Raw genomic sequence first — 17,785 nt, 5'->3', positions numbered from 1 at the left:
GAACCGCGCCCTCTTTCCTTGTCGGCAGAGGATCAGGCCAACGCGACGCCCGCGCGGCGGCGACGCATTGTCATGCCGGCCAGGCCGAAGCCGCCGATCATCATGCCCCAGGCCGCAGGCTCGGGCACCGGACTGGTGGCGCCCGACGCGGTCACGCTGAAATCATCGAGGCCCCAGCTCTCGTCGGCGCCGCCCTGCCAACCGGCGCCGGCAGCGCGGAAGGCGATGGTCAGCGTCGAACCGGTATGCGCGAAGGTCGCCCAGGGCGAGTTGGCGAAATCGACCAGCGTGTCGCTGTACGTGGTCTGGCCATCGGTATTCTGGTGCAGTGCGATCACGGTGCCGCCACCATATTCGGTGTTGTTGCCGCTGGCGTTGTTCGCGGTGAGCTGTGCAACGACATTGCCATTGACCAGCACTTGGAGCCAATCGGGCGCCGGATTGCCGTTGGTCGAGTCCCAGCTGTCCAGCATGCCGAGCACGCCGCCCAGCGCGATCTGGGTATGCGACCCGAGCCCGCTGAAACTGAATTCTGTGGTGGTGATGGGCGAAACACTGTCGTTGCGCAGGAAGCTACCTGCCCAGCCCGACGCGTTCCAGCTGCCGCTGGTCGCGGTGCCGGTGCCCGACGCATTCGAAGAGGTCACCGAAACTCCGGCGCCCGTGACGACATTGCCGTCGAAATCATTGCTGTAGACCGTCTGGGCGCTGGCCGCGCCCGACATAAGGAGTGCGGCGCATGCCGCCGATACCAAACGCAACTTCATCGCAAGTCCCCTAGAAAGCGGTTGATTCTTGCAACCCCAACTTTTTCACTGGCGCCCCGATCCTCGCATTTTCGGATTGGTTCGCGTCTGGGTTGATAGGGCGGGAGCCATTTTGGGTAAACGGGTGGTTAACCACGTTCGTCGCGTTTGCGGTGCTTTGCGGCTCGGCTCGTCGCAACGCTTGCCGCGCCGGGCCAACCCGCTAAACCTTCCGATAGAATATGGGGAGGAAATGATGGCAATTGCGGAAGGGGCGCCGCAGGCCGAGCCCAGTGCCAAGGAGATGCGGCTGGTGATCAGCGCTTCGTCGCTGGGCACGATCTTCGAATGGTATGACTTCTTCATCTGGGGGACACTGACCGCGACGGGAATCCTCAGCCGCACCTTCTTCCCCTCCGGCGACACGATCCTGGGCGCGCTGATGGCCTGGGCGACCTTCGCGGTGGGGTTCGGCTTCCGCCCGCTGGGCGCGATCCTGTTCGGCTATCTGGGCGACAAGCTCGGGCGCAAATACACGTTCCTCGTCACGATCACGCTGATGGGCTTGGCGACCGCCGGGATCGGCCTGATCCCCGGCTATGCCGCGATCGGCGCGCTGGCGCCGGTGCTGATCATCCTGCTGCGCATCTGCCAGGGCCTCGCGCTGGGCGGCGAATATGGCGGCGCGGCGATCTATGTCGCCGAGCATTCGGGCAAGGGCCGCGCGGGCTTCCACACCAGCTTCATCCAGGCGAGCGTGGTCGGCGGGTTCATCCTGAGCCTGGTCGTGGTGCTCGCCGCCAAGTTCGCGCTGGCCGCGCAGTGGGACGCATGGGGCTGGCGGGTGCCGTTCCTGTTCTCGATCGTGCTGCTCGCGGTATCGCTGTGGATGCGATTGAAGCTCTCCGAGAGCCCGGTGTTCAAGGCGATCAAGGACGCCGGCGAGACCGCGAAGAACCCGTTCGTCGAGAGTTTCACCTATCCCGGCAACGGCAAAAGGCTGTTCGTCGCGCTGTTCGGCATCTCGGCTGGGCTGACGGTGATTTGGTACACCTCGATGTTCTCGGTGCTGTCGTTCCTGACCGGGCCGATGCGGGTGGACGCGACCGCGGCGCAACTGATCTGCGGCGGATCGGCGCTGCTCGGTCTCGTCTTCTTCATCTATTTCGGCAGCCTGTCCGATCGCGTGGGGCGCAAGAAGCCCATCGTGATCGGCTATGCGCTGACCCTGTTGCTGCTCTTCCCCTTGTTCTGGGCGATCGGCAGCGCGGCCAATCCGGGGCTGGCCGCGGCGGCGAAGCGCGCACCGGTGGTCGTGTCCGGCCCCAACTGCACCTATGATCCGTTCGCCGCCAAACAGGCCGAAGCCTGTGGCCAGCTGCTCGATTATTTCTCGAAAAAGGGCGTCGCCTACACGACTGCCGAGGCGTCTTCGCTGGACGTGACGATCGGCGGACAAATGATGGGCGATACGAGCCCCGCGGCGCTCGACGCAGCACTCCGCACCGCGGGATACGACCTGACCAAGGTGGTGCCGCCCGTGGGCAACATCGTGGTGATCGTGCTCGCGATCCTGGCGCTGATGGCGCTTTCGGGCGCGACCTATGGCCCGGTCGCGGCATTGCTGGCGGAGATGTTCCCCAGCCGCATCCGCTACTCCTCGATGTCGATCCCCTATCATATCGGCACCGGCTATTTTGGCGGATTCCTGCCGCTGATCAGCCAGTATATCGTCGCCAAGAGCGGCGATCCCTATGCCGGGCTCTGGTACACTATCGTAGTGGTGGCGATGGCGCTGGTGGTGACCGCATGGGGATTGAAGGAGACGGTGGCGCAGAGGCCGCTGCGCCGCTAACCGCTCGGGGATGATCGCTCCCTCCCGCCTGCGTCTCGATGGTGACGCGCTCGTCGCCAACTGGAAGCTGCTCGACCGGATGAGCGGCGCCGCCGCATGCGGCGCGGCGGTGAAGGCCGATGGCTATGGGCTTGGTGCGCGCGGCGTGACCGAGCGGCTGGCAGCGGCGGGGTGCCGAGACTTCTTCGTCGCCACCTGGGCGGAAGGGCTGGCGCTGGCCGATCTGGGCGTGGCGATATCGGTGCTGCACGGCGTGCGCGCCGAGGATCCGCTGGGTGCGCCCAATCTGCGGCCGGTGCTGAACACCGCCGAGCAGGTCGCGCGCTGGAGGCCGACCGGGCTACCCTGCGACGTGATGGTCGATACCGGCATGAACCGGCTGGGGGTTTCGGCGGAGGAGATCGGGGCGGGGTTGCTCGACGGATTGCGGATCGAGACGCTGCTGAGCCATCTCGCCTGTGCCGATGAGGAATCGCCACTCAATGCACGACAGCTGGCCGGCTTCGCGGCGCTCAAGGGGCGGACTTCAGCGAAGCGGATGAGCCTCGCCAATTCGGCCGGGATCGCGCTGGGGGCAGACTACGCCTTCGACCTGACCCGGCCGGGGATCGCGCTGTACGGCGGGGTGCAGGGACCGGGGCATGCCGGCATCCGCCAGGTGGTGACGCCCGAGTCGCAGGTGCTGCAGCGGCGGCGCGTGCGCGCGGGCGACACGGTGGGCTACAACGCCACCTTTACTGCTCCGATGGACATGGACGTCGCGATCCTCAACATCGGTTATGCCGACGGCTATCTGCGCTGCTTCTCGGGCAAGGGGCTGGCACGGACGGGCGATGCCGTGCTGCCGGTGCTCGGGCGCGTGTCGATGGACCTGGTGGCGATCGGCGTGGACGCGGCGCCGGGGCTGGGCGAGGGCGACTGGGTGGCGCTGGACTATGACCTGCCCGCGACTTCGAAGCTGAGCGGGCTGTCGCAGTACGAGTTGCTGACCGGGTTGGGAGCGCGGTTCGACCGAATCTGGTATTGATACCGTCGCGACGGAGGATCCCCAGATGCAGTTTCCCTCGGCCTGTCCGGAAATCCCGGTCCGCGATCTGGCACCAGCTCTGGCCTATTACCGGGACAAATTCGGCTTCACGATCGACTGGTCGGACGAGGAGCTCGGGCTTGCCGGCGTGTCGCGCGGCGAAACCCGAATGTTCATGAGCGCGGCTGCCTATCGATCGGTTCTCGGCAACCAGGGGCCGCTCGTCCTGTGGCTGAATCTCTCCAGCCGGGCCGAGATCGATGCGCTGCACGCGGAGTGGAGTGCGGCAGGGGCAACTATCGCAAGTCGTCCCGAGGCGCAGCCGCACAAGCTCTACGAATTCTTCGCCCAGGATCTGGACGGGAATTATTTCCGCGTCTTCTACGACTTTGCCTGGGAGGAAAGGTGAGGCCGGAGGTCGCTTCCCGGCCTCCCTAACTCGTCAGTCCCGCTCAACGCACATGGCGATGCCCATGCCGCCGCCGATGCAGAGCGTGGCGAGGCCCTTCTTGGCGTCGCGCTTCTGCATCTCATAGATCAACGTGGTGAGGACGCGGGCGCCCGAGGCGCCGATCGGGTGGCCGATCGCGATCGCGCCGCCGTTGACGTTGACCTTTTCGGCGTCCCAACCGAGTTCCTTGCCGACCGACAGCGCCTGCGCGGCGAACGCCTCATTGGCTTCGATCAGGTCGAGATCGGCGAGCGTCCAGCCGGCCTTTTCCAGCGCCTTGCGCGACGCCGGCACCGGGCCGATGCCCATGATCGACGGGTCGACGCCGACCGAGGCCCAGCTCTTGATCGTGGCGAGGATCGGGGCGCCGCGCTTCTCGGCCTCCTCGCGGCTCATCATGACCAGCGCAGCGGCGCCGTCGTTGAGGCCCGATGCATTGGCGGCGGTGACGGTGCCGTCCTTCTTGAAGGCGGGGCGCAGGCCCGCAACGCTCTCCAGCGTGGCGCCAGCGCGGATATATTCGTCGTCGGCGACGATGGTGTCGCCCTTGCGGCCCTTGATCGTGACGGGTGCGATCTCGTCCTTGAACTTGCCCGCAGCGCGCGCGGCCTCGGCGCGGTTCTGCGAGCGGACGGCGAACTCGTCCTGCTCGACGCGGGTGACCTGGTACTGCTCGGCAAGGTTCTCGGCGGTGATGCCCATATGATAGCCGTTGAACACGTCGGTCAGGCCATCCTTGATCATCGTGTCGACCAGGCTGAGGTCGCCCATCTTGGTACCAGGACGCAGCGACTGGGCGTGGTTCGACATCGACATGCTCTCCTGGCCGCCCGCGACGACGATCGTCGCGTCGCCGGTCGAGATCGCCTGATAGGCGAGCGCCACAGCGCGGAGGCCCGAGCCGCAGACTTGCTGGACGCCCCAGGCGGGGATCTCCTTTGGCACGCCGGCCGCCATCGATGCCTGGCGCGCGGGGTTCTGGCCCTGCGCCGCGGTGAGCACCTGGCCGAGAATGACTTCGCTGACTTCCTCGCCCCTGACGCCGGCTTGCTCGAGCGCGGCCTCGATCGCGATGCGGCCGAGCTCGTGCGCGGGGGTTGCGGCGAATGCGCCGAGGAAGCTGCCCACGGGGGTGCGCTTGGCGGCGATGATGACGACTTCGGTCATGAAGGACTCCTGCGGCGGGTGTGTTCTATGGTTGCGGGCTATCTAGTGGCAGGAAGCGCGCATAGCCAGTCCGCGAGTGGCTGCCAGACTAGGTCTCGCGCGCGACCGCCGACGATCATGCCGACATGGCCGATCGAAAGCTCGCGGCTCTCGGCGAGGCGAGGCGCACTGGCTGCGGGAACGATGCGGTCGGTGGTCGAGATGAAGGACAGCGACGGGCAGACGAGTGATTCGGGGCGGACCGCCGCGCCCGCGACCTGCCAATGGCCCTGCCCGGGCAGATCGGCGGAGAGGAAATCGTCGAACAGCTGGCGGCCGGCGGCATAAGCGAGCGGGGCGCCGCCATTGGCCCAATCCTCGAGCGCGACAAAGGCGTTGGCGGCGCTGCTGCGCGGCGCCAGGCGGCCGAACCGTTCGAACTTCGCGATCGTGCGTGCGGGATCGAGCTGCCAGAAGCCCGACTGGAGCACCTCCATCGGCACCATGCCCAATTTCTCGCAGGTCGGCTGCGCCTGTTCCCAGAGCGCCGAGATCGATTCGAGCGATGGGCCGTAGCCCGAGAAATGCCAGGGCGCGGCGATGGTGACGAGCCCGGCGGCCTCGCTTGCCGCCGCGGCTGCGAGCGCCATCGTGCCGCCCAGGCAATAGCCGACGAGCACCGGCGGGCGATCGAGGGTGCGCAGCAAGGGCAGCAGCAATTGCTCGACATGCGCGGTCACGTCCTCGTCGCGCGCGTCCCGGTCTGGGACGCCCCAATCGACCAGCATCGGCCGCACACCCTGGCGCGCGAGCCAGCGTAGCAGCGAATTGCCGCGGGACAGGTCCAGCACCATCGGCGGATTGATCAACGAGGGGACGAAGACCACCGGCCGGCCGCGGCCACCATAATCGCGCAGCACGGCGCGGCCCCGGCGTGCGATCGCCGGCTTGGGCACAAGCGGCGCCGGGCGTTCCGCGGCCTGATAGGCCGCCAATCCCGCCAATGCCGCAGCGCGTCGATCCGGCGATGCTGCAGTTTCGCTGCGCAGCAGCTCAAGAAACAACGGGAGCGGGCGAGGGCCTTGTTGCGATGCGGAAAAAAACCGTGTTAGGTGTGCGTCTGTCACGCGCGGGGGTCCCCATGAAGAAAGCTACGCCTGGTACTGGTCCCGTCATCATCAAGAAGTATGCGAACCGCCGACTCTACAATACCGAAACCTCATCCTACATAACGCTCGACCATCTCGCCGCGATGACGCGCGAGGGCCGCGACTTCAAGGTCATCGATGCGAAGACCGAGGAAGACATCACGCACAATGTGCTGACCCAGATCATCATGGAAGAGGAGCAGCGCGGCCAGACGATGCTGCCGGTCAACTTCCTGCGGCAGCTCATCGCGCTCTATGGCGACTCGATGCAGGCGATGGTGCCGGGTTATCTGGAAGCGTCGATGGACAGTTTCCGCCGCAACCAGGAACAGTTCAAGTCGGCGGTCGAGGGCGCGTTCGCGCATTCGCCCTTCGCCGAGATCGCCAAGCGCAACATTGCGATGTTCGAGGCGGCGGCCAATGCGTTCAAGCCGGGTGCCGGCGGCGTAGAGGCGGCACCGGCCGCGGCTGCGCCTGCAGCCGAATCGGGTGACGACGATGTCGCGGCGCTCAAGGCCGAACTCGCGCGGTTGCAGGACAAGATCGAGAAGCTCGGCAAGTAACGCGTTCGGAGCGGTCAGCCTGCTCGGCGTGCCCCCAGGCCGCCGAGCTCGGCTTCGATCTCTTCGGTGCTCAGCATCTGCTGCTCGATGACGCAGCGCAGGCCGAGCCCCGAAAAGCCGTGATAATCGGCGGCGGTAGCGAAAGCGACGATCGATTCGCCGCGGCTCTCGGTGCCGCGCACGGCAAGCGCCGGCAGCGGCACGATCTGGCCGAATCGCTTGCCCTGGGTATCGGCGACGATGCGTGCGGCCGGATCGACGATCGAGATGCGCGTGCGCGCCCAGTCCTTGTCGCTGAACAGCGACTTGTCCGAGATGATCGCGGGGACATGGCCTTGCCAGTCGAACTCGAGATAGAAGACGCCCGCCGGCGCACCATCGGTGCCGCGCGGGCGGATGCCGGTGACGAAGACGAGCACCGCGCGCCCGTCCGAATAGGGATTTTCCCAGACTTCGTCGGTGAACCATTCGTCGCGGCGGCGGCTGGCCATCGCGTTCAGATATTGCGGCGCATCGGAAAGATCGACGCTGAGCACGCGCGCATTCGGATTCGAGCAGAGCAGCACGCGCCCTTCCGCGTTCGCGATGAACGCGTTGACGTAATAGGGCGAGGTATCGACGAGCTGCTCGAGTCGACCTTGCGCCGCGGTGAGCTTTTCCGGCGTCGGATCGAGCGTCGCGGCGACGATCTCGGCATCCGAAGCCATTACACGCAGATCGATGCTGCGGCCGTAGAGCTGACGGGTGACGTTCTGGATCAGCGCCTGGGCGAGCTCGACCAGGCGCGTGCCCTCGATCTCACTGACCATCTCGTCGGCGATGCCCGCGCCGAGCGCCAGGCGCTCGCGGACTTCGGAGCGGAATTCATGGGAGGCGCCGCGCGCCTGCTGCGCCAGCGCCTTCACTTCCTGCGCGACGACCGAGAAACCGCGACCGGCCTCGCCCGAGCGGGCGGCCTCGATCGCGGCGTTAAGCGCGAGCAGATTGGTCCGCACGGCGATTTCCTCGCTCGTACTGGCATAGGTGTCGACCTCGTCCCTCAGGACGGACAGCAAGGATCGGATGCGGCGCGGCACGATTCACTGGCGTAAATCGCAATGGTTAACGCCGTGTGGAGAATCCGCGCCGAATCTACAGAATCCTTGCGCGTCCGCAAAGCCTTGCCGCGGGTAGCTCGGGATCAGGGCTTGCGGAAACGGAGCGTCATCCGATCGCTTTCGCCGATCGCTTCATATTTGGCGCGATCGACATCCTTGAGCCGATAGGTGGGCGGCAGCGTCCAAACGCCGTTGGGCCAGTCGGCGCTGTCCTTGGGATTGGCGTTCACTTCCGAGGCGCCGACATATTTGAAGCCTGCCTGCTCGGCGAGGCGGCGGACGGTGGAGACCTTCAAATAGCCTGACTTAAGCTCGCGCTCGTCGCTGGCGCTCTCGGGAAGGCGATGGTCCTCGATGCCCAATATGCCGCCGGGCTTGAGCATCGCGTACATCTGTTTGAACGCCTCGCCCGAATAATCCTGGCCGCCGCGCTGATAGCCCATCCGCCAGTTATGGACGTTGCGGAAGGTGAGGACGACATCGGCGGTGCCGTCGGGCACCTTGGGCTGATCGGCGGCGGTGACCGGGAAGGCGGCGAGCTTCACCTTGCCGAAGTTGGCGGCGTCTTTCGCCTGGAGTGCCTGGATGCCCTTGGCGCCGTCGGGCCAGGGGGTTGCGGCATAGAGCGTGCCCTTGGCGTTGGTGAGTGGCGCGAGGATCTCGGTGTACCAGCCGCCGCCGGGCCAGATCTCGACCACGGTGTCACCGGGCTTCACGCCGAAAAAGGCCAGGGTCTCGACGGGGTGGCGATATTTGTCGCGGGCGATGTTGGCGGGCGTGCGCGTGGTCGCGGCGACGGCCTCTTCGAGCGAATGACGCTGCGTGGCGGGTTCGCCCGCAGCGACGCTTGCGATAGCGACCGCGGTGGTGAGTATCGCGGCGATGGCGAGGGTCTGGCGCATTGCGATTCCTTACCTAGATGCTGGGTCGGGCATGAGGGAGCGCGACGGTATGATGCAACAACAATTATGGGGCGGGGCTGTTGCAGCACTGTTACTCGCGGTGGTGAGCGGTGTCGGCGAGAGCCGGCGGCGCAAGCGGCGCAACCTCGATCGGGTGGGCTTCATGCCCTGGGCGATGGTGCAGGTGCTGGCGGTGCTGAGCGCGGTGATCCTGGTGAGCGTGGCGCTCAACATGCGCTAGGGCGCGGCGTGACCCAGAGCGGGCGGCGCGGCGGCTAGATTGTCACCAACTGCATTTCTGCCTAGCCTCGGCTCAAAGCTTTTGGGGAACTTGGAGAGGAGATCCCGCAGCATGGCGAAGCTCGTGTTCGCGTTGAACCAGTCCCTGGATGGGTATGTCGACCACATGGCATTTGCGCCCGATGCCGCGCTCTTTCGCCATTTCATCGATGACGTGCGTGCCCTGGCCGGCAGCGTGTACGGCCGCGGCATGTACGAGGTGATGCAATATTGGGACGAGGACCATGCCGAGTGGGACGAGGCGGAACGCGACTATGCGGCGGCGTGGCGGAGCCAGCCGAAATGGGTCGTGTCGCGCTCACTGAAGTCGGTCGGCCCGAACGCCACGCTTGTCGCGGACGACCTGGAGGCGGCGGTACGCGGGTTGAAAGCGCGACTGGACGGGGTGATCGAAGTTTCCGGACCCGGGCTGGCGCGAAGCCTGACCGACCTTGGTCTTGTCGACGAGTATCGGCTGTATATCCATCCCGTCGTGCTTGGCAGCGGCAAGCCGCTCTTCGCCGGTCCGCGGCCGCCGCTGCACCTCGTGGCCAGCGAGCGAATCGGCGGCGACGTGATCAGGCTGACCTATGTTCCCGCATAGGCGCGCGATCGACCAGCGCGCTAGGTCTACGCTCTAGTAGAATTTCCGCAGCGTCAGCGTGCGTTCGGTGCCGTCGCAGAGCGTCAGTCGGACAATGGTGCCCGGCATGCCCGCCGTCCAGCCGGAGAGCGCCTGGGCCGAGGCGGCGTCGGTGATCGGGGTGCCATTGGCGGCGCAGATCGTATCGCCCGCGCGCCAGCCGCCCTGCGCCGCGGGCGAGCCGCGCATCACATGCAGCACGCGCAGCATGTTCTCGGCATAGCCCATCAGCAGCCCGCTGGTGGAGCGGATATAAGGCGCGGCATTCGGGGCGGCGGGCTGCAGCACCATATGGCCGGCCTTGACGTCGAACAGGATGCGGAAGCGCATCAGCAGCGCCGATCCGATCCGGCCCGCCAGGCCGGCGCGGCCCGAATAGCCGTTCGCTTCCTCGATACGGATCTCGGCCTCGCCGGTGTCGGTGCCCGCGATCGTCGCATTGGGGATGACGGCGGCTTCGGTGACCGAGGGTCCGCCCAGGCCATAGCCGAGCGTCGTGGTGACCGCCGAGCCGTGATAGCCGGTCGACAGCCAGGCGGGGCGGGTGAGCGATAGCCAGGTGCCGTCGCCGGTATCGATCAGCATCGGCCGCAGCCGCGTGCCGGCGATCGCGAGCTCGGTGACCCAGATGCTGCGGCCGCGGCCATGCGCGAGCGGCGCGGTAAAGCCGGTGAAGGGCATCCGGCCGCTGGGAATGATGCGGAAGCGGCGGCCGGGATAGTCGATATCGAGCGCGCAGCACGACAATATGTCGGCGCCGATGAGCATGTCGGCGGTGACGACATTGGCTTCGGCCGGCGTCTCCATCGGCGCGATGCCGATGCGTCCGCCGCTGCGGGTGAGGCCGCCGATCACGAAAACGGGGCCGGCCGTCCAGCCGATCGCGACCTGGCCGCCGATCGCGGTGCCGCGCTGGCGCTGGCGCGATTTGAGGCCGGCCACGGCGGCGAAGCGCTCGGACACCATCGTGTCGGTCATGCCGGTATCGAGGATCGCGGTGGCGGGCTTGCCGTTCAGCGTGAGGCTGAACAGGATGTGGTTGTTGGCGGTAAGCTCGAACGGCACCCAGCGCGCCTCGGCGTCCGGGGCCAGCATGGCGGTGGCCGGCGGGGACGCGGCGAGCGCGAGAAGCAGCGGGAACATCACCCGGCCAGCCTAGCGCCGGCCGCCGGGCGGATCACGCGGGAAAGAAGGTTACAGGCACGCCTCGAGCATCGCCTGGTCGAAGCCGTATTGCTTGGCCTTGTCGAGCGTATAGGGGCGCAGGCCCATCGAGCGATACTCGCCGATGATCTTGCCATCGGCGCTCTCGTCCAGATATTCGAACTTGAAAAGCTCCTGCGTCACGATGACGGGGCCTTCCATGCCGATCACCTCGGTGACGTTGGTGACTCTACGAGAACCGTCGCGCAGGCGTTTCACCTGGATGATCAGATCGACCGAATCGGCGATCTGGCGCGAGATCGCTTCCTTGGGCACCTTGATGTCCGACATCATCACCATGTTCTCCATACGTGCCAGCGCCTCGCGTGGCGAGTTGGAGTGAAGCGTGCACATCGAGCCGTCATGGCCGGTGTTCATTGCCGAGAGCATGTCGAAGCACTCGGATCCACGGATTTCGCCCAGGATGATGCGATCCGGGCGCATACGCAGCGCGTTCTTGACGAGGTCGCGGATGCTGATCTCGCCCTGGCCCTCGAGATTGGGCGGGCGGGTTTCGAGCGGCAGCCAGTGCGGCTGCTGGAGGCGAAGCTCGGCGGCGTCCTCGATCGTCAGCACGCGCTCGCCGGGGTCGATCATCTTCGAGATGGCGTTGAGCATCGTCGTCTTGCCCGAGCCGGTACCGCCCGAGATGACGATGTTGAAGCGGCTGGCGCCGGCGATCTTGAGCATCGTCGCCATTTTGGGGCTCATCGATCCGCCGTTCGCCATCATGTCGAGCGTGATCGGCTTGGCCGAGAATTTACGAATCGAGATGGCGGTGCCGCGCAGGCTGAGCGGGGGCACGATCACGTTGACGCGGCTGCCGTCCTTGAGGCGGGCGTCGGCGAGCGGAGTGGTCTGGTCGACGCGGCGGCCGACCGAGTTGCAGATACGCTGTGCGATCTGGAACAGATGCTCCTCGTCGCGGAACTGGATGTTGGCGAGCTCGAGCTTGCCCTTGCGCTCGATATAGGTCTGCTCGGGGCCGTTGACCATGATGTCCGAGATCGCCGGATCGGAGAGCAATTCTTCGAGCGGTCCGAGGCCGAGCAGTTCGTCGACCAGGACCTTTTCGAGCGCGAACTGCTCGCGGCGGTTGAGCGTGAGCTTCAGCTCGGCGAGCACTTCGCCGATGATCGGGCGGAATTCCTCGGCCAGCTCGTCCTTGCTGAGCGTCGCGGCGGCTTCGGGATCGACACGCTCGAGCAGGCGCGGAAGCACCTGCTCCTTGATGCGGTGAATCGAGGCTTCGAAGCCTTCCATGCGCGAACTGCCGGCATCGCCGGATGCGGCCTGACGGTCGGCGAGGCGCTGGAGCGCGTCACTGCTGGCGAGGCTGGGCCCCGAAGGATCGCGCTCGGCCATCGGATCGGGCGCGCCGGCACCGGGCAGGGGCACGCTGTTGATCGGAGGGAATTGTTCGCCGCCGAGCGGCGCCGCGTCGGGACGGCCGGCCGGGCCGGGGCCCTGCATCGGCTTCGCGACTCCGAATGCGGGCCGGCCACCCGTGCCGCCACCCAAACCATTGCGTCGACCGAAAGCACTCATCGCAGGCTCATCATCCCCATCGGAGCGGCAGGGTTAGCGGCGAAGGCTTGAGAATTAGCTAACCAACTCAGCGCCGGGGTGCTTCGGGGTGGACGAAGCGCGGATCCGTCGCGAATGCGCTGCCGATGTGGCGCGAGAGCGCGAGGAAGCGGCGGCCGCTTGCCGTGAGGCGGATATGTCCATTCTGGACCGTGATGTTGCCCGATTGCGCCTGTTCGGCGACTCGGCGGTCGATCTGGGCCATGTCGCGGACATAGCGATCGACGAACAGCCGCTCGAGCGCGGGCGTGTCGAGGCCGTCATGTGCCTCGATCTCGGCAAGCAGGAACACGCTGATCGAGCGATCGAGGGTGACCGGGAAGATCACCAGGAAGCTCAGGTTGAACGCGAAGGACAAGGCGGCGGCAGCGACGACCGTTTCCAGCGCGAGCGGCTTCCAGCGGCCGGCCAGCGCTAGCGCGGCGGCGAGCAGGATCGCGCTCGCCATGCAGAGCAGCACGCCGCGATAGAAGAGGATCGAGATGCCGGCGAAGAGCGGCGTGTTGGTGAGGCCGAGATAGACGAGGAAGCCGGCAGCGACCGCGAGGCCGAGCGTCAGCATCAGGACGGCGAATCGCTTCATTTGCGGGCTCCGGAGACGGCGGCAATGCAGACATGCGCGTCGCGATAGAGGCAGGAGATGTCGGCGGGCAGATGGCCTACATTCTTCCACACCGGATCGAGATCGGTGAAGACGAGCGCGTCGATACCCTCGCCGCGGGCAATGGAATAGCGCCGGGCGGCGGGAATCGCCTCTTCGAACACCGGACGCAGGGCGCGGATGCGCGCCCAGGCCTCGCGGCGGCCGGCGCCGAACAGATTGGCTTCGTCGTCCGACGCGGCAATACGATGGCTGCCATAGAGGCCGAAGGCGAACAGGCGATGCTGGAGTCCGGCATTGTGCTGGAGCACCCATTCGCGCGGCAGATGCGCGCGCGCCCAGCCATAGGCGGTGCGCTGGGAATAGTCGTTGGCGGGTGCGGCATTGAGCTCGGGCCAGGAAGTGGGGAAGAGCGGCGGTCGGATCACGCGCATGCCGACCAGATCCCAGACATTGCCGAGCACGCCGACCAGGACGAGCAGCCTGAAGCCCAGGCTCGGCTTGAGCAGGCGCGGCATGTTCTGGAGGATCGTCGCGGTCCACAGCATCGCGGGCAGTTGCGCGAACCAGATCGAGCGCCAGCCGAGATCGTTGTTGATGATCGTCGAGCGAAGGAAGCCTGCAATCAAAAGTGCGGCAATCGCCGAAACGAGCAGCAACCGGCCCATCCCGTTGCTGCGCATCCGGGTGCGCAGCCAGAGCCCGGCACCGGCCGCAAAGACGCCGAATTCCAGCGCATAGTTGAGCGGCAGGATAAGAATCAGCGGGATCGCCAGCCAGCCGGCGATTTCGGGCTGCCACCACAGGAAGCGGCGGACCGTGAGCGCGACGGGCATGTCGGTGTCTGCGCGGCCGTGGAGGAGATCGACGATCTGGGGCGCGGCGACGACGAGCGCGATCCCACTGGCGACAGCGAGCGCCATCAGCGGGAAGCGGTCGCCGCGACGCAGCTCGATCAATGCCCAGATGCTCAGGATCGGGGCGGCGGTGAGCATGATCCACACCGACATGCCGAAGGTGGCGGCGAAGGCTATTCCCGCGGCGACGAACAGGGCGACGCGGGTGCGGGGTGCCGCGCCGCGCGCCTCGTCGAGCACCAGGAGTCCGCACCAGCAGGCGATCAAAGCGGCGATATGGTGCGGCACCCAGAACAAGGAGGTCATCGCGAAGCGGACTTCTTCGTTCCACGAATCGACCTGTGGCTCGATCACGCCCGAGGCTAGGAAGCGGAGCAGCATCAGGACGAGATCAGGACCGGTAACGAAGCAGAGCGCGACGCAAAGCGCGAGGAAGCGACGCTCGCGGCCCGGGCGGATCAGCTTCGCGGCGTGGCCGAGTCGCCAGAGCAGGGCTGGAAACACCGGCCCGGTCCAGAACAGCGTCGCGGCGAAGGCCATGCGGCTGTCGATCGCGGGCACCAGCCAGTGGAGCTCGGCGGGCCAGAGATAGTAGAAATAATAATAGCCCGCGGCGGCATCGCGGGCGAAGAACGGATCCTGCAGGGGCAGCCCCACGCGGGCGACCGCATCGACCACGGCGGCGTGCTTGACCAGATCGATGATGACGATGCTCTGGTTGAGGCGACCGGCGTGATCGAAATCGACGAAGGCGATGGCGACCGCAGCCCACCAGATGAGCAATGTCGCGACATAGCCCCAGCGCAGATCGAGCCTGGCGCGCAGCATCGCCCGGCCGCCGATCGCAGCGAGCACGAAATGGAGACCGATCGTGACCGACATGCCAACGAAGCGGACGAGGAGGGCGTCGAGCGCCGGGAGCAATGCCAGGCCGAGGAGGCCGGCCCAACCCATGCGCTGCCAAGGCGTGCCCGCGCCGAATCCCAAGCGTTCGAGAAACACGAGCAGCGCGAAGCCCGGAAGCAGGCCGAGCAGGGGCGCGAGCAAGGTGCCGAGCGCGAGCCCGCCCAGGTCCTGAAGGAAATAGGTCATCGCGCCACCGTCACCTGGCGCGGTCTAGGCCGAACATAGTTAATGGCCCGCTAGTTTTTACTTTTCTCTTGGGCCTAGCGGGTGCCGAAATATGCCTGGACCGGCGACATGGGCGATACCGCGGCGCCGCGTCGCTGGATCGCAGGGCTTTGACGCTGGCTTGCCGCCTGCGCGCGCGCATGGGAGACTGGGCCGACTAACGGGAGAGGATCATGCTGCTGTCGCTGCTCATTGTCGCCGCGCCGATTGCGCAGGATCCGCCGCTCGGCTGGCTGGTCGGCGAATGGTGCACCGAACCCAGCCAGGGCGAACAGACTTGCGAGCGTTGGGCGCCGATGGCGAAGCACGAGATGCGCGGTGTCAGCGAGACCCGGCGTGGCGCGGAGACAGTGTCGGCGGAGACGATGCGGATCATCGACCATGCGGGGAGGCTGGTATTCCACGCCGAGCCCAAGGGGCAGGCAGCTGCCGATTTCCAGTCGACCGTGCGCGATTACGCGCCTTCCGAGCTGACATTCGAGAATCGTGCGCACGATTACCCGCAGCGCGTCCGCTATTGGCGCGACGGCGAATTGCTGATGGCGGAGATTTCGCTGGCTGACGGCGGCAAGCCGATGCGGTGGACGTACCACCGCGTGAAGCATTGAAGGTTATTCGGCCTTTTCGGCGAGCACGGTCAGGCCGCGCGCATTGACCTCGGCGAAGCCGCCCTCAATGCGGATCGTCTCGGGCGTGGTGGCGCCGGCCTTGTAGATTTCGAGATTGCCGTCGCGGATGGTCGACATCAGCGGGGCATGCCCTTCGAGCACGCCGAAATCGCCCTCGGTGCCGGGGACGACAACCATGTGCACGTCCTCGGAGCGGACGAGACGTTCGGGAGTGACGAGTTCGAAGTGCAGCATATCAAGCTCCGGCCCCTCCCCTTCAGGGGAGGGGTTAGGGGTGGGGCAGCGGCGACGGGGCTCGATGCCCCGGCGTCGCTTTGGAGGTGAGTTCGGGACGCTCGCTGCGCTCGCGACCCACCCCCAACCCCTCCCTTGAAAGGGAGGGGTTAGTCCAGGTTACGCCTCTTCGGCCAGCTTCTTGCCCTTGGCGATGGCGTCGTCGATGCCGCCGACCATGTAGAAGGCGCTCTCGGGCAAATGGTCATACTCGCCGTTCACCACCGCCTTGAACGACTTGATGGTGTCCTCGAGCTGCACGAACTTGCCGTCGATGCCGGTGAAGACTTCGGCGACGTGGAACGGTTGGCTGAGGAAGCGCTGGATCTTGCGGGCGCGCGACACGGTCAGCTTATCCTCTTCGGAAAGCTCGTCCATGCCGAGAATCGCGATGATGTCCTGCAGCGACTTGTACTTCTGGAGCGTCGACTGGACGGCGCGGGCCGTGTCGTAATGCTCCTGGCCAACGATGCGCGGCTCGAGAACGCGGCTGGTCGAATCGAGCGGATCCACCGCCGGATAGATGCCGAGCTCCGAGATTGCGCGGTTGAGCACGGTCGTCGCGTCCAGATGGGCGAACGAGGTGGCCGGCGCCGGATCGGTAAGATCGTCCGCGGGGACGTACACGGCCTGCACCGAGGTGATCGAGCCTTTGTTGGTCGAGGTGATGCGCTCCTGCAGCGCGCCCATGTCGGTCGACAGGGTCGGCTGATAGCCCACCGCCGAAGGAATACGGCCGAGCAGCGCCGACACTTCGGCGCCGGCCTGGGTGAAGCGGAAGATGTTGTCGACGAAGAACAGCACGTCCTGGCCTTCGACGTCGCGGAAATATTCGGCGATCGTCAGGCCCGACAGCGCGACGCGGGCACGGGCGCCCGGCGGCTCGTTCATCTGGCCATAAACCAGCGCCACCTTCGAGCCCTCGGAAATGGCGTTGCCGTCGGCGTCCTTGGCGATGACGCCCGCGTCGAGGAACTCGTGATAGAGATCGTTGCCCTCACGGGTACGCTCGCCGACGCCGGCGAACACCGAGGTGCCGCCATGGCCCTTGGCGATGTTGTTGATCAGCTCCTGGATGAGCACGGTCTTGCCCACGCCGGCGCCGCCGAACAGGCCGATCTTGCCGCCCTTCGCGTACGGCGCGAGCAGATCGATGACCTTGATGCCGGTGACGAGAATCGCGCTCTCGGTCGATTGGTCGACGAAGAGGGGAGCCGGTGCGTGGATCGGCGAGGTCATCTCGGCATCGACCGGGCCGCGCTCGTCGATCGGCTCGCCGATGACGTTGAGGATGCGGCCGAGCGTCTTGGGGCCGACCGGAACGCGGATCTGCGAGCCGGTATCGGTGACCGACTGGCCGCGGGTGAGGCCCTCGGTCGCGTCCATCGCGATCGTGCGGACGGTGTTCTCGCCCAGATGCTGCGCGACTTCGAGGACCAGGCGGTTGCCGTTATTGTCGGTCTCGAGCGCCGAAAGGATCGCCGGCAGCACGCCGCCATCGAACGACACGTCGACGACGGCGCCGATCACCTGGCTGATGCGGCCGACATTGTTGGTCGTCGCCGGGGCCGTGGTCGCCGTCGCGGCGGCCTTCGTGGCGCGCGGCTTGCGCGCGGGCTTCTCTGCGGTCGGGGCTGCGGTGGCCAT

18 protein-coding genes are annotated in these 17,785 nt (G+C 66.4%); 7 read left to right on the top strand and 11 right to left on the bottom strand.

The window, feature by feature from the left end; all coding sequences use genetic code 11:
* Positions 1 to 32: 32 nt before the first annotated feature.
* A complete protein-coding gene (locus IAG41_RS23205) occupies positions 33 to 767 on the bottom strand; it encodes a PEPxxWA-CTERM sorting domain-containing protein (protein ID WP_187728905.1) in 735 nt (244 codons plus the stop codon).
* Between the two features lie 235 nt (positions 768 to 1,002).
* Here IAG41_RS23205 and IAG41_RS12200 point away from each other — a divergent pair, with 235 nt between their 5' ends.
* Genes IAG41_RS12200 through IAG41_RS12190 form a run of 3 tightly spaced genes read left to right on the top strand, consistent with a single transcriptional unit; the run spans position 1,003 to position 4,037 of the window.
* Positions 1,003 to 2,601 (top strand): MFS transporter, encoded by a 1,599-nt coding sequence (locus tag IAG41_RS12200; RefSeq protein WP_262408637.1) that lies wholly within the window; start codon positions 1,003 to 1,005, stop codon positions 2,599 to 2,601.
* 10 nt (positions 2,602 to 2,611) lie between these two features.
* Positions 2,612 to 3,628, top strand: a complete 1,017-nt coding sequence (locus IAG41_RS12195) for an alanine racemase (RefSeq protein ID WP_187728904.1) — start codon at positions 2,612 to 2,614, stop codon at positions 3,626 to 3,628.
* Positions 3,629 to 3,653: 25 nt separating this feature from the next.
* Complete coding sequence (locus IAG41_RS12190) at positions 3,654 to 4,037, top strand: VOC family protein (RefSeq protein WP_187728903.1); 384 nt, start codon at positions 3,654 to 3,656, stop codon at positions 4,035 to 4,037.
* 33 nt (positions 4,038 to 4,070) lie between these two features.
* Here IAG41_RS12190 and IAG41_RS12185 read toward each other — a convergent pair whose 3' ends face one another.
* On the bottom strand, positions 4,071 to 5,246 hold the full coding sequence (locus tag IAG41_RS12185; protein WP_187728902.1) for an acetyl-CoA C-acetyltransferase: 1,176 nt from the start codon (positions 5,244 to 5,246) through the stop codon (positions 4,071 to 4,073).
* Positions 5,247 to 5,284: 38 nt separating this feature from the next.
* Entirely contained in the window at positions 5,285 to 6,289 is a 1,005-nt protein-coding gene (locus tag IAG41_RS12180) for an alpha/beta fold hydrolase (RefSeq protein WP_187728901.1), read from the bottom strand.
* Positions 6,290 to 6,366: 77 nt separating this feature from the next.
* On the opposite strand from IAG41_RS12180, the gene phaR reads away from it, so the two are divergent.
* A complete protein-coding gene (gene phaR / locus IAG41_RS12175) occupies positions 6,367 to 6,936 on the top strand; it encodes a polyhydroxyalkanoate synthesis repressor PhaR (RefSeq protein WP_187728900.1) in 570 nt (189 codons plus the stop codon).
* 14 nt (positions 6,937 to 6,950) lie between these two features.
* On the opposite strand, the gene IAG41_RS12170 is transcribed toward phaR, so the two are convergent.
* Positions 6,951 to 7,991: a methyl-accepting chemotaxis protein gene (locus IAG41_RS12170; protein WP_222950668.1), complete on the bottom strand. Its 1,041-nt coding sequence runs from the start codon at positions 7,989 to 7,991 to the stop codon at positions 6,951 to 6,953.
* Positions 7,992 to 8,116: 125 nt separating this feature from the next.
* Positions 8,117 to 8,935 carry a class I SAM-dependent methyltransferase gene (locus IAG41_RS12165; protein ID WP_187728898.1) on the bottom strand — a complete coding sequence of 273 codons (819 nt, stop codon included), beginning with the start codon at positions 8,933 to 8,935 and terminating at the stop codon, positions 8,117 to 8,119.
* A 49-nt stretch (positions 8,936 to 8,984) separates the two neighbouring features.
* Here IAG41_RS12165 and IAG41_RS12160 point away from each other — a divergent pair, with 49 nt between their 5' ends.
* Both IAG41_RS12160 and IAG41_RS12155 read left to right on the top strand, forming a co-directional pair.
* Entirely contained in the window at positions 8,985 to 9,176 is a 192-nt protein-coding gene (locus IAG41_RS12160; RefSeq protein WP_262408636.1) for a hypothetical protein, read from the top strand.
* A 111-nt stretch (positions 9,177 to 9,287) separates the two neighbouring features.
* The gene (locus IAG41_RS12155; RefSeq protein ID WP_187728897.1) at positions 9,288 to 9,818 is read left to right on the top strand and encodes a dihydrofolate reductase family protein; all 531 of its coding nucleotides are present in this window, start codon (positions 9,288 to 9,290) and stop codon (positions 9,816 to 9,818) included.
* 33 nt (positions 9,819 to 9,851) lie between these two features.
* On the opposite strand, the gene IAG41_RS12150 is transcribed toward IAG41_RS12155, so the two are convergent.
* The 4 genes from IAG41_RS12150 to IAG41_RS12135 all read right to left on the bottom strand — a co-directional run bounded on the left by IAG41_RS12150 (position 9,852) and on the right by IAG41_RS12135 (position 15,197).
* Positions 9,852 to 11,000, bottom strand: a complete 1,149-nt coding sequence (locus tag IAG41_RS12150) for an aspartyl protease family protein (RefSeq protein ID WP_187728896.1) — start codon at positions 10,998 to 11,000, stop codon at positions 9,852 to 9,854.
* Positions 11,001 to 11,051: 51 nt separating this feature from the next.
* The gene (locus IAG41_RS12145; RefSeq protein WP_187728895.1) at positions 11,052 to 12,608 is read right to left on the bottom strand and encodes a CpaF family protein; all 1,557 of its coding nucleotides are present in this window, start codon (positions 12,606 to 12,608) and stop codon (positions 11,052 to 11,054) included.
* Between the two features lie 67 nt (positions 12,609 to 12,675).
* Entirely contained in the window at positions 12,676 to 13,230 is a 555-nt protein-coding gene (locus tag IAG41_RS12140; RefSeq protein ID WP_187728894.1) for a hypothetical protein, read from the bottom strand.
* Positions 13,227 to 15,197: a hypothetical protein gene (locus IAG41_RS12135; RefSeq protein ID WP_187728893.1), complete on the bottom strand. Its 1,971-nt coding sequence runs from the start codon at positions 15,195 to 15,197 to the stop codon at positions 13,227 to 13,229. Before IAG41_RS12135 ends, IAG41_RS12140 begins: the two co-directional genes overlap by 4 nt.
* A gap of 212 nt (positions 15,198 to 15,409) precedes the next feature.
* On the opposite strand from IAG41_RS12135, the gene IAG41_RS12130 reads away from it, so the two are divergent.
* On the top strand, positions 15,410 to 15,844 hold the full coding sequence (locus IAG41_RS12130; protein ID WP_187728892.1) for a DUF6265 family protein: 435 nt from the start codon (positions 15,410 to 15,412) through the stop codon (positions 15,842 to 15,844).
* 3 nt (positions 15,845 to 15,847) lie between these two features.
* On the opposite strand, the gene IAG41_RS12125 is transcribed toward IAG41_RS12130, so the two are convergent.
* Both IAG41_RS12125 and atpD read right to left on the bottom strand, forming a co-directional pair.
* The gene (locus tag IAG41_RS12125; protein WP_187728891.1) at positions 15,848 to 16,099 is read right to left on the bottom strand and encodes an ATP synthase F1 subunit epsilon; all 252 of its coding nucleotides are present in this window, start codon (positions 16,097 to 16,099) and stop codon (positions 15,848 to 15,850) included.
* A gap of 159 nt (positions 16,100 to 16,258) precedes the next feature.
* Positions 16,259 to 17,785: a F0F1 ATP synthase subunit beta gene (gene atpD, locus IAG41_RS12120; RefSeq protein ID WP_187728890.1), complete on the bottom strand. Its 1,527-nt coding sequence runs from the start codon at positions 17,783 to 17,785 to the stop codon at positions 16,259 to 16,261.

The organism is Sphingomonas sp. JC676 (genome assembly GCF_014489075.1).
GTDB lineage: Bacteria > Pseudomonadota > Alphaproteobacteria > Sphingomonadales > Sphingomonadaceae > Sphingomonas.
The sequence above is the reverse complement of the archived record's forward strand: the minus strand, read 5'-3'. Positions and strand labels throughout refer to the sequence as shown.

Excerpts from the sequence above, each read along its gene's own strand:
- IAG41_RS23205 (WP_187728905.1), bottom strand. The coding sequence starts at position 767 with ATGAAGTTGCGTTTGGTATCGGCGGCATGCGCCGCACTCCTTATGTCG.
- IAG41_RS12200 (WP_262408637.1), top strand. The coding sequence starts at position 1,003 with ATGGCAATTGCGGAAGGGGCGCCGCAGGCCGAGCCCAGTGCCAAGGAG.
- IAG41_RS12195 (WP_187728904.1), top strand. The coding sequence starts at position 2,612 with ATGATCGCTCCCTCCCGCCTGCGTCTCGATGGTGACGCGCTCGTCGCC.
- IAG41_RS12190 (WP_187728903.1), top strand. The coding sequence starts at position 3,654 with ATGCAGTTTCCCTCGGCCTGTCCGGAAATCCCGGTCCGCGATCTGGCA.
- IAG41_RS12185 (WP_187728902.1), bottom strand. The coding sequence starts at position 5,246 with ATGACCGAAGTCGTCATCATCGCCGCCAAGCGCACCCCCGTGGGCAGC.
- phaR (WP_187728900.1), top strand. The coding sequence starts at position 6,367 with ATGAAGAAAGCTACGCCTGGTACTGGTCCCGTCATCATCAAGAAGTAT.
- IAG41_RS12165 (WP_187728898.1), bottom strand. The coding sequence starts at position 8,935 with ATGCGCCAGACCCTCGCCATCGCCGCGATACTCACCACCGCGGTCGCT.
- IAG41_RS12160 (WP_262408636.1), top strand. The coding sequence starts at position 8,985 with ATGATGCAACAACAATTATGGGGCGGGGCTGTTGCAGCACTGTTACTC.
- IAG41_RS12155 (WP_187728897.1), top strand. The coding sequence starts at position 9,288 with ATGGCGAAGCTCGTGTTCGCGTTGAACCAGTCCCTGGATGGGTATGTC.
- IAG41_RS12150 (WP_187728896.1), bottom strand. The coding sequence starts at position 11,000 with ATGTTCCCGCTGCTTCTCGCGCTCGCCGCGTCCCCGCCGGCCACCGCC.
- IAG41_RS12145 (WP_187728895.1), bottom strand. The coding sequence starts at position 12,608 with ATGAGTGCTTTCGGTCGACGCAATGGTTTGGGTGGCGGCACGGGTGGC.
- IAG41_RS12140 (WP_187728894.1), bottom strand. The coding sequence starts at position 13,230 with ATGAAGCGATTCGCCGTCCTGATGCTGACGCTCGGCCTCGCGGTCGCT.
- IAG41_RS12135 (WP_187728893.1), bottom strand. The coding sequence starts at position 15,197 with ATGACCTATTTCCTTCAGGACCTGGGCGGGCTCGCGCTCGGCACCTTG.
- IAG41_RS12130 (WP_187728892.1), top strand. The coding sequence starts at position 15,410 with ATGCTGCTGTCGCTGCTCATTGTCGCCGCGCCGATTGCGCAGGATCCG.
- IAG41_RS12125 (WP_187728891.1), bottom strand. The coding sequence starts at position 16,099 with ATGCTGCACTTCGAACTCGTCACTCCCGAACGTCTCGTCCGCTCCGAG.
- atpD (WP_187728890.1), bottom strand. The coding sequence starts at position 17,785 with ATGGCCACCGCAGCCCCGACCGCAGAGAAGCCCGCGCGCAAGCCGCGC.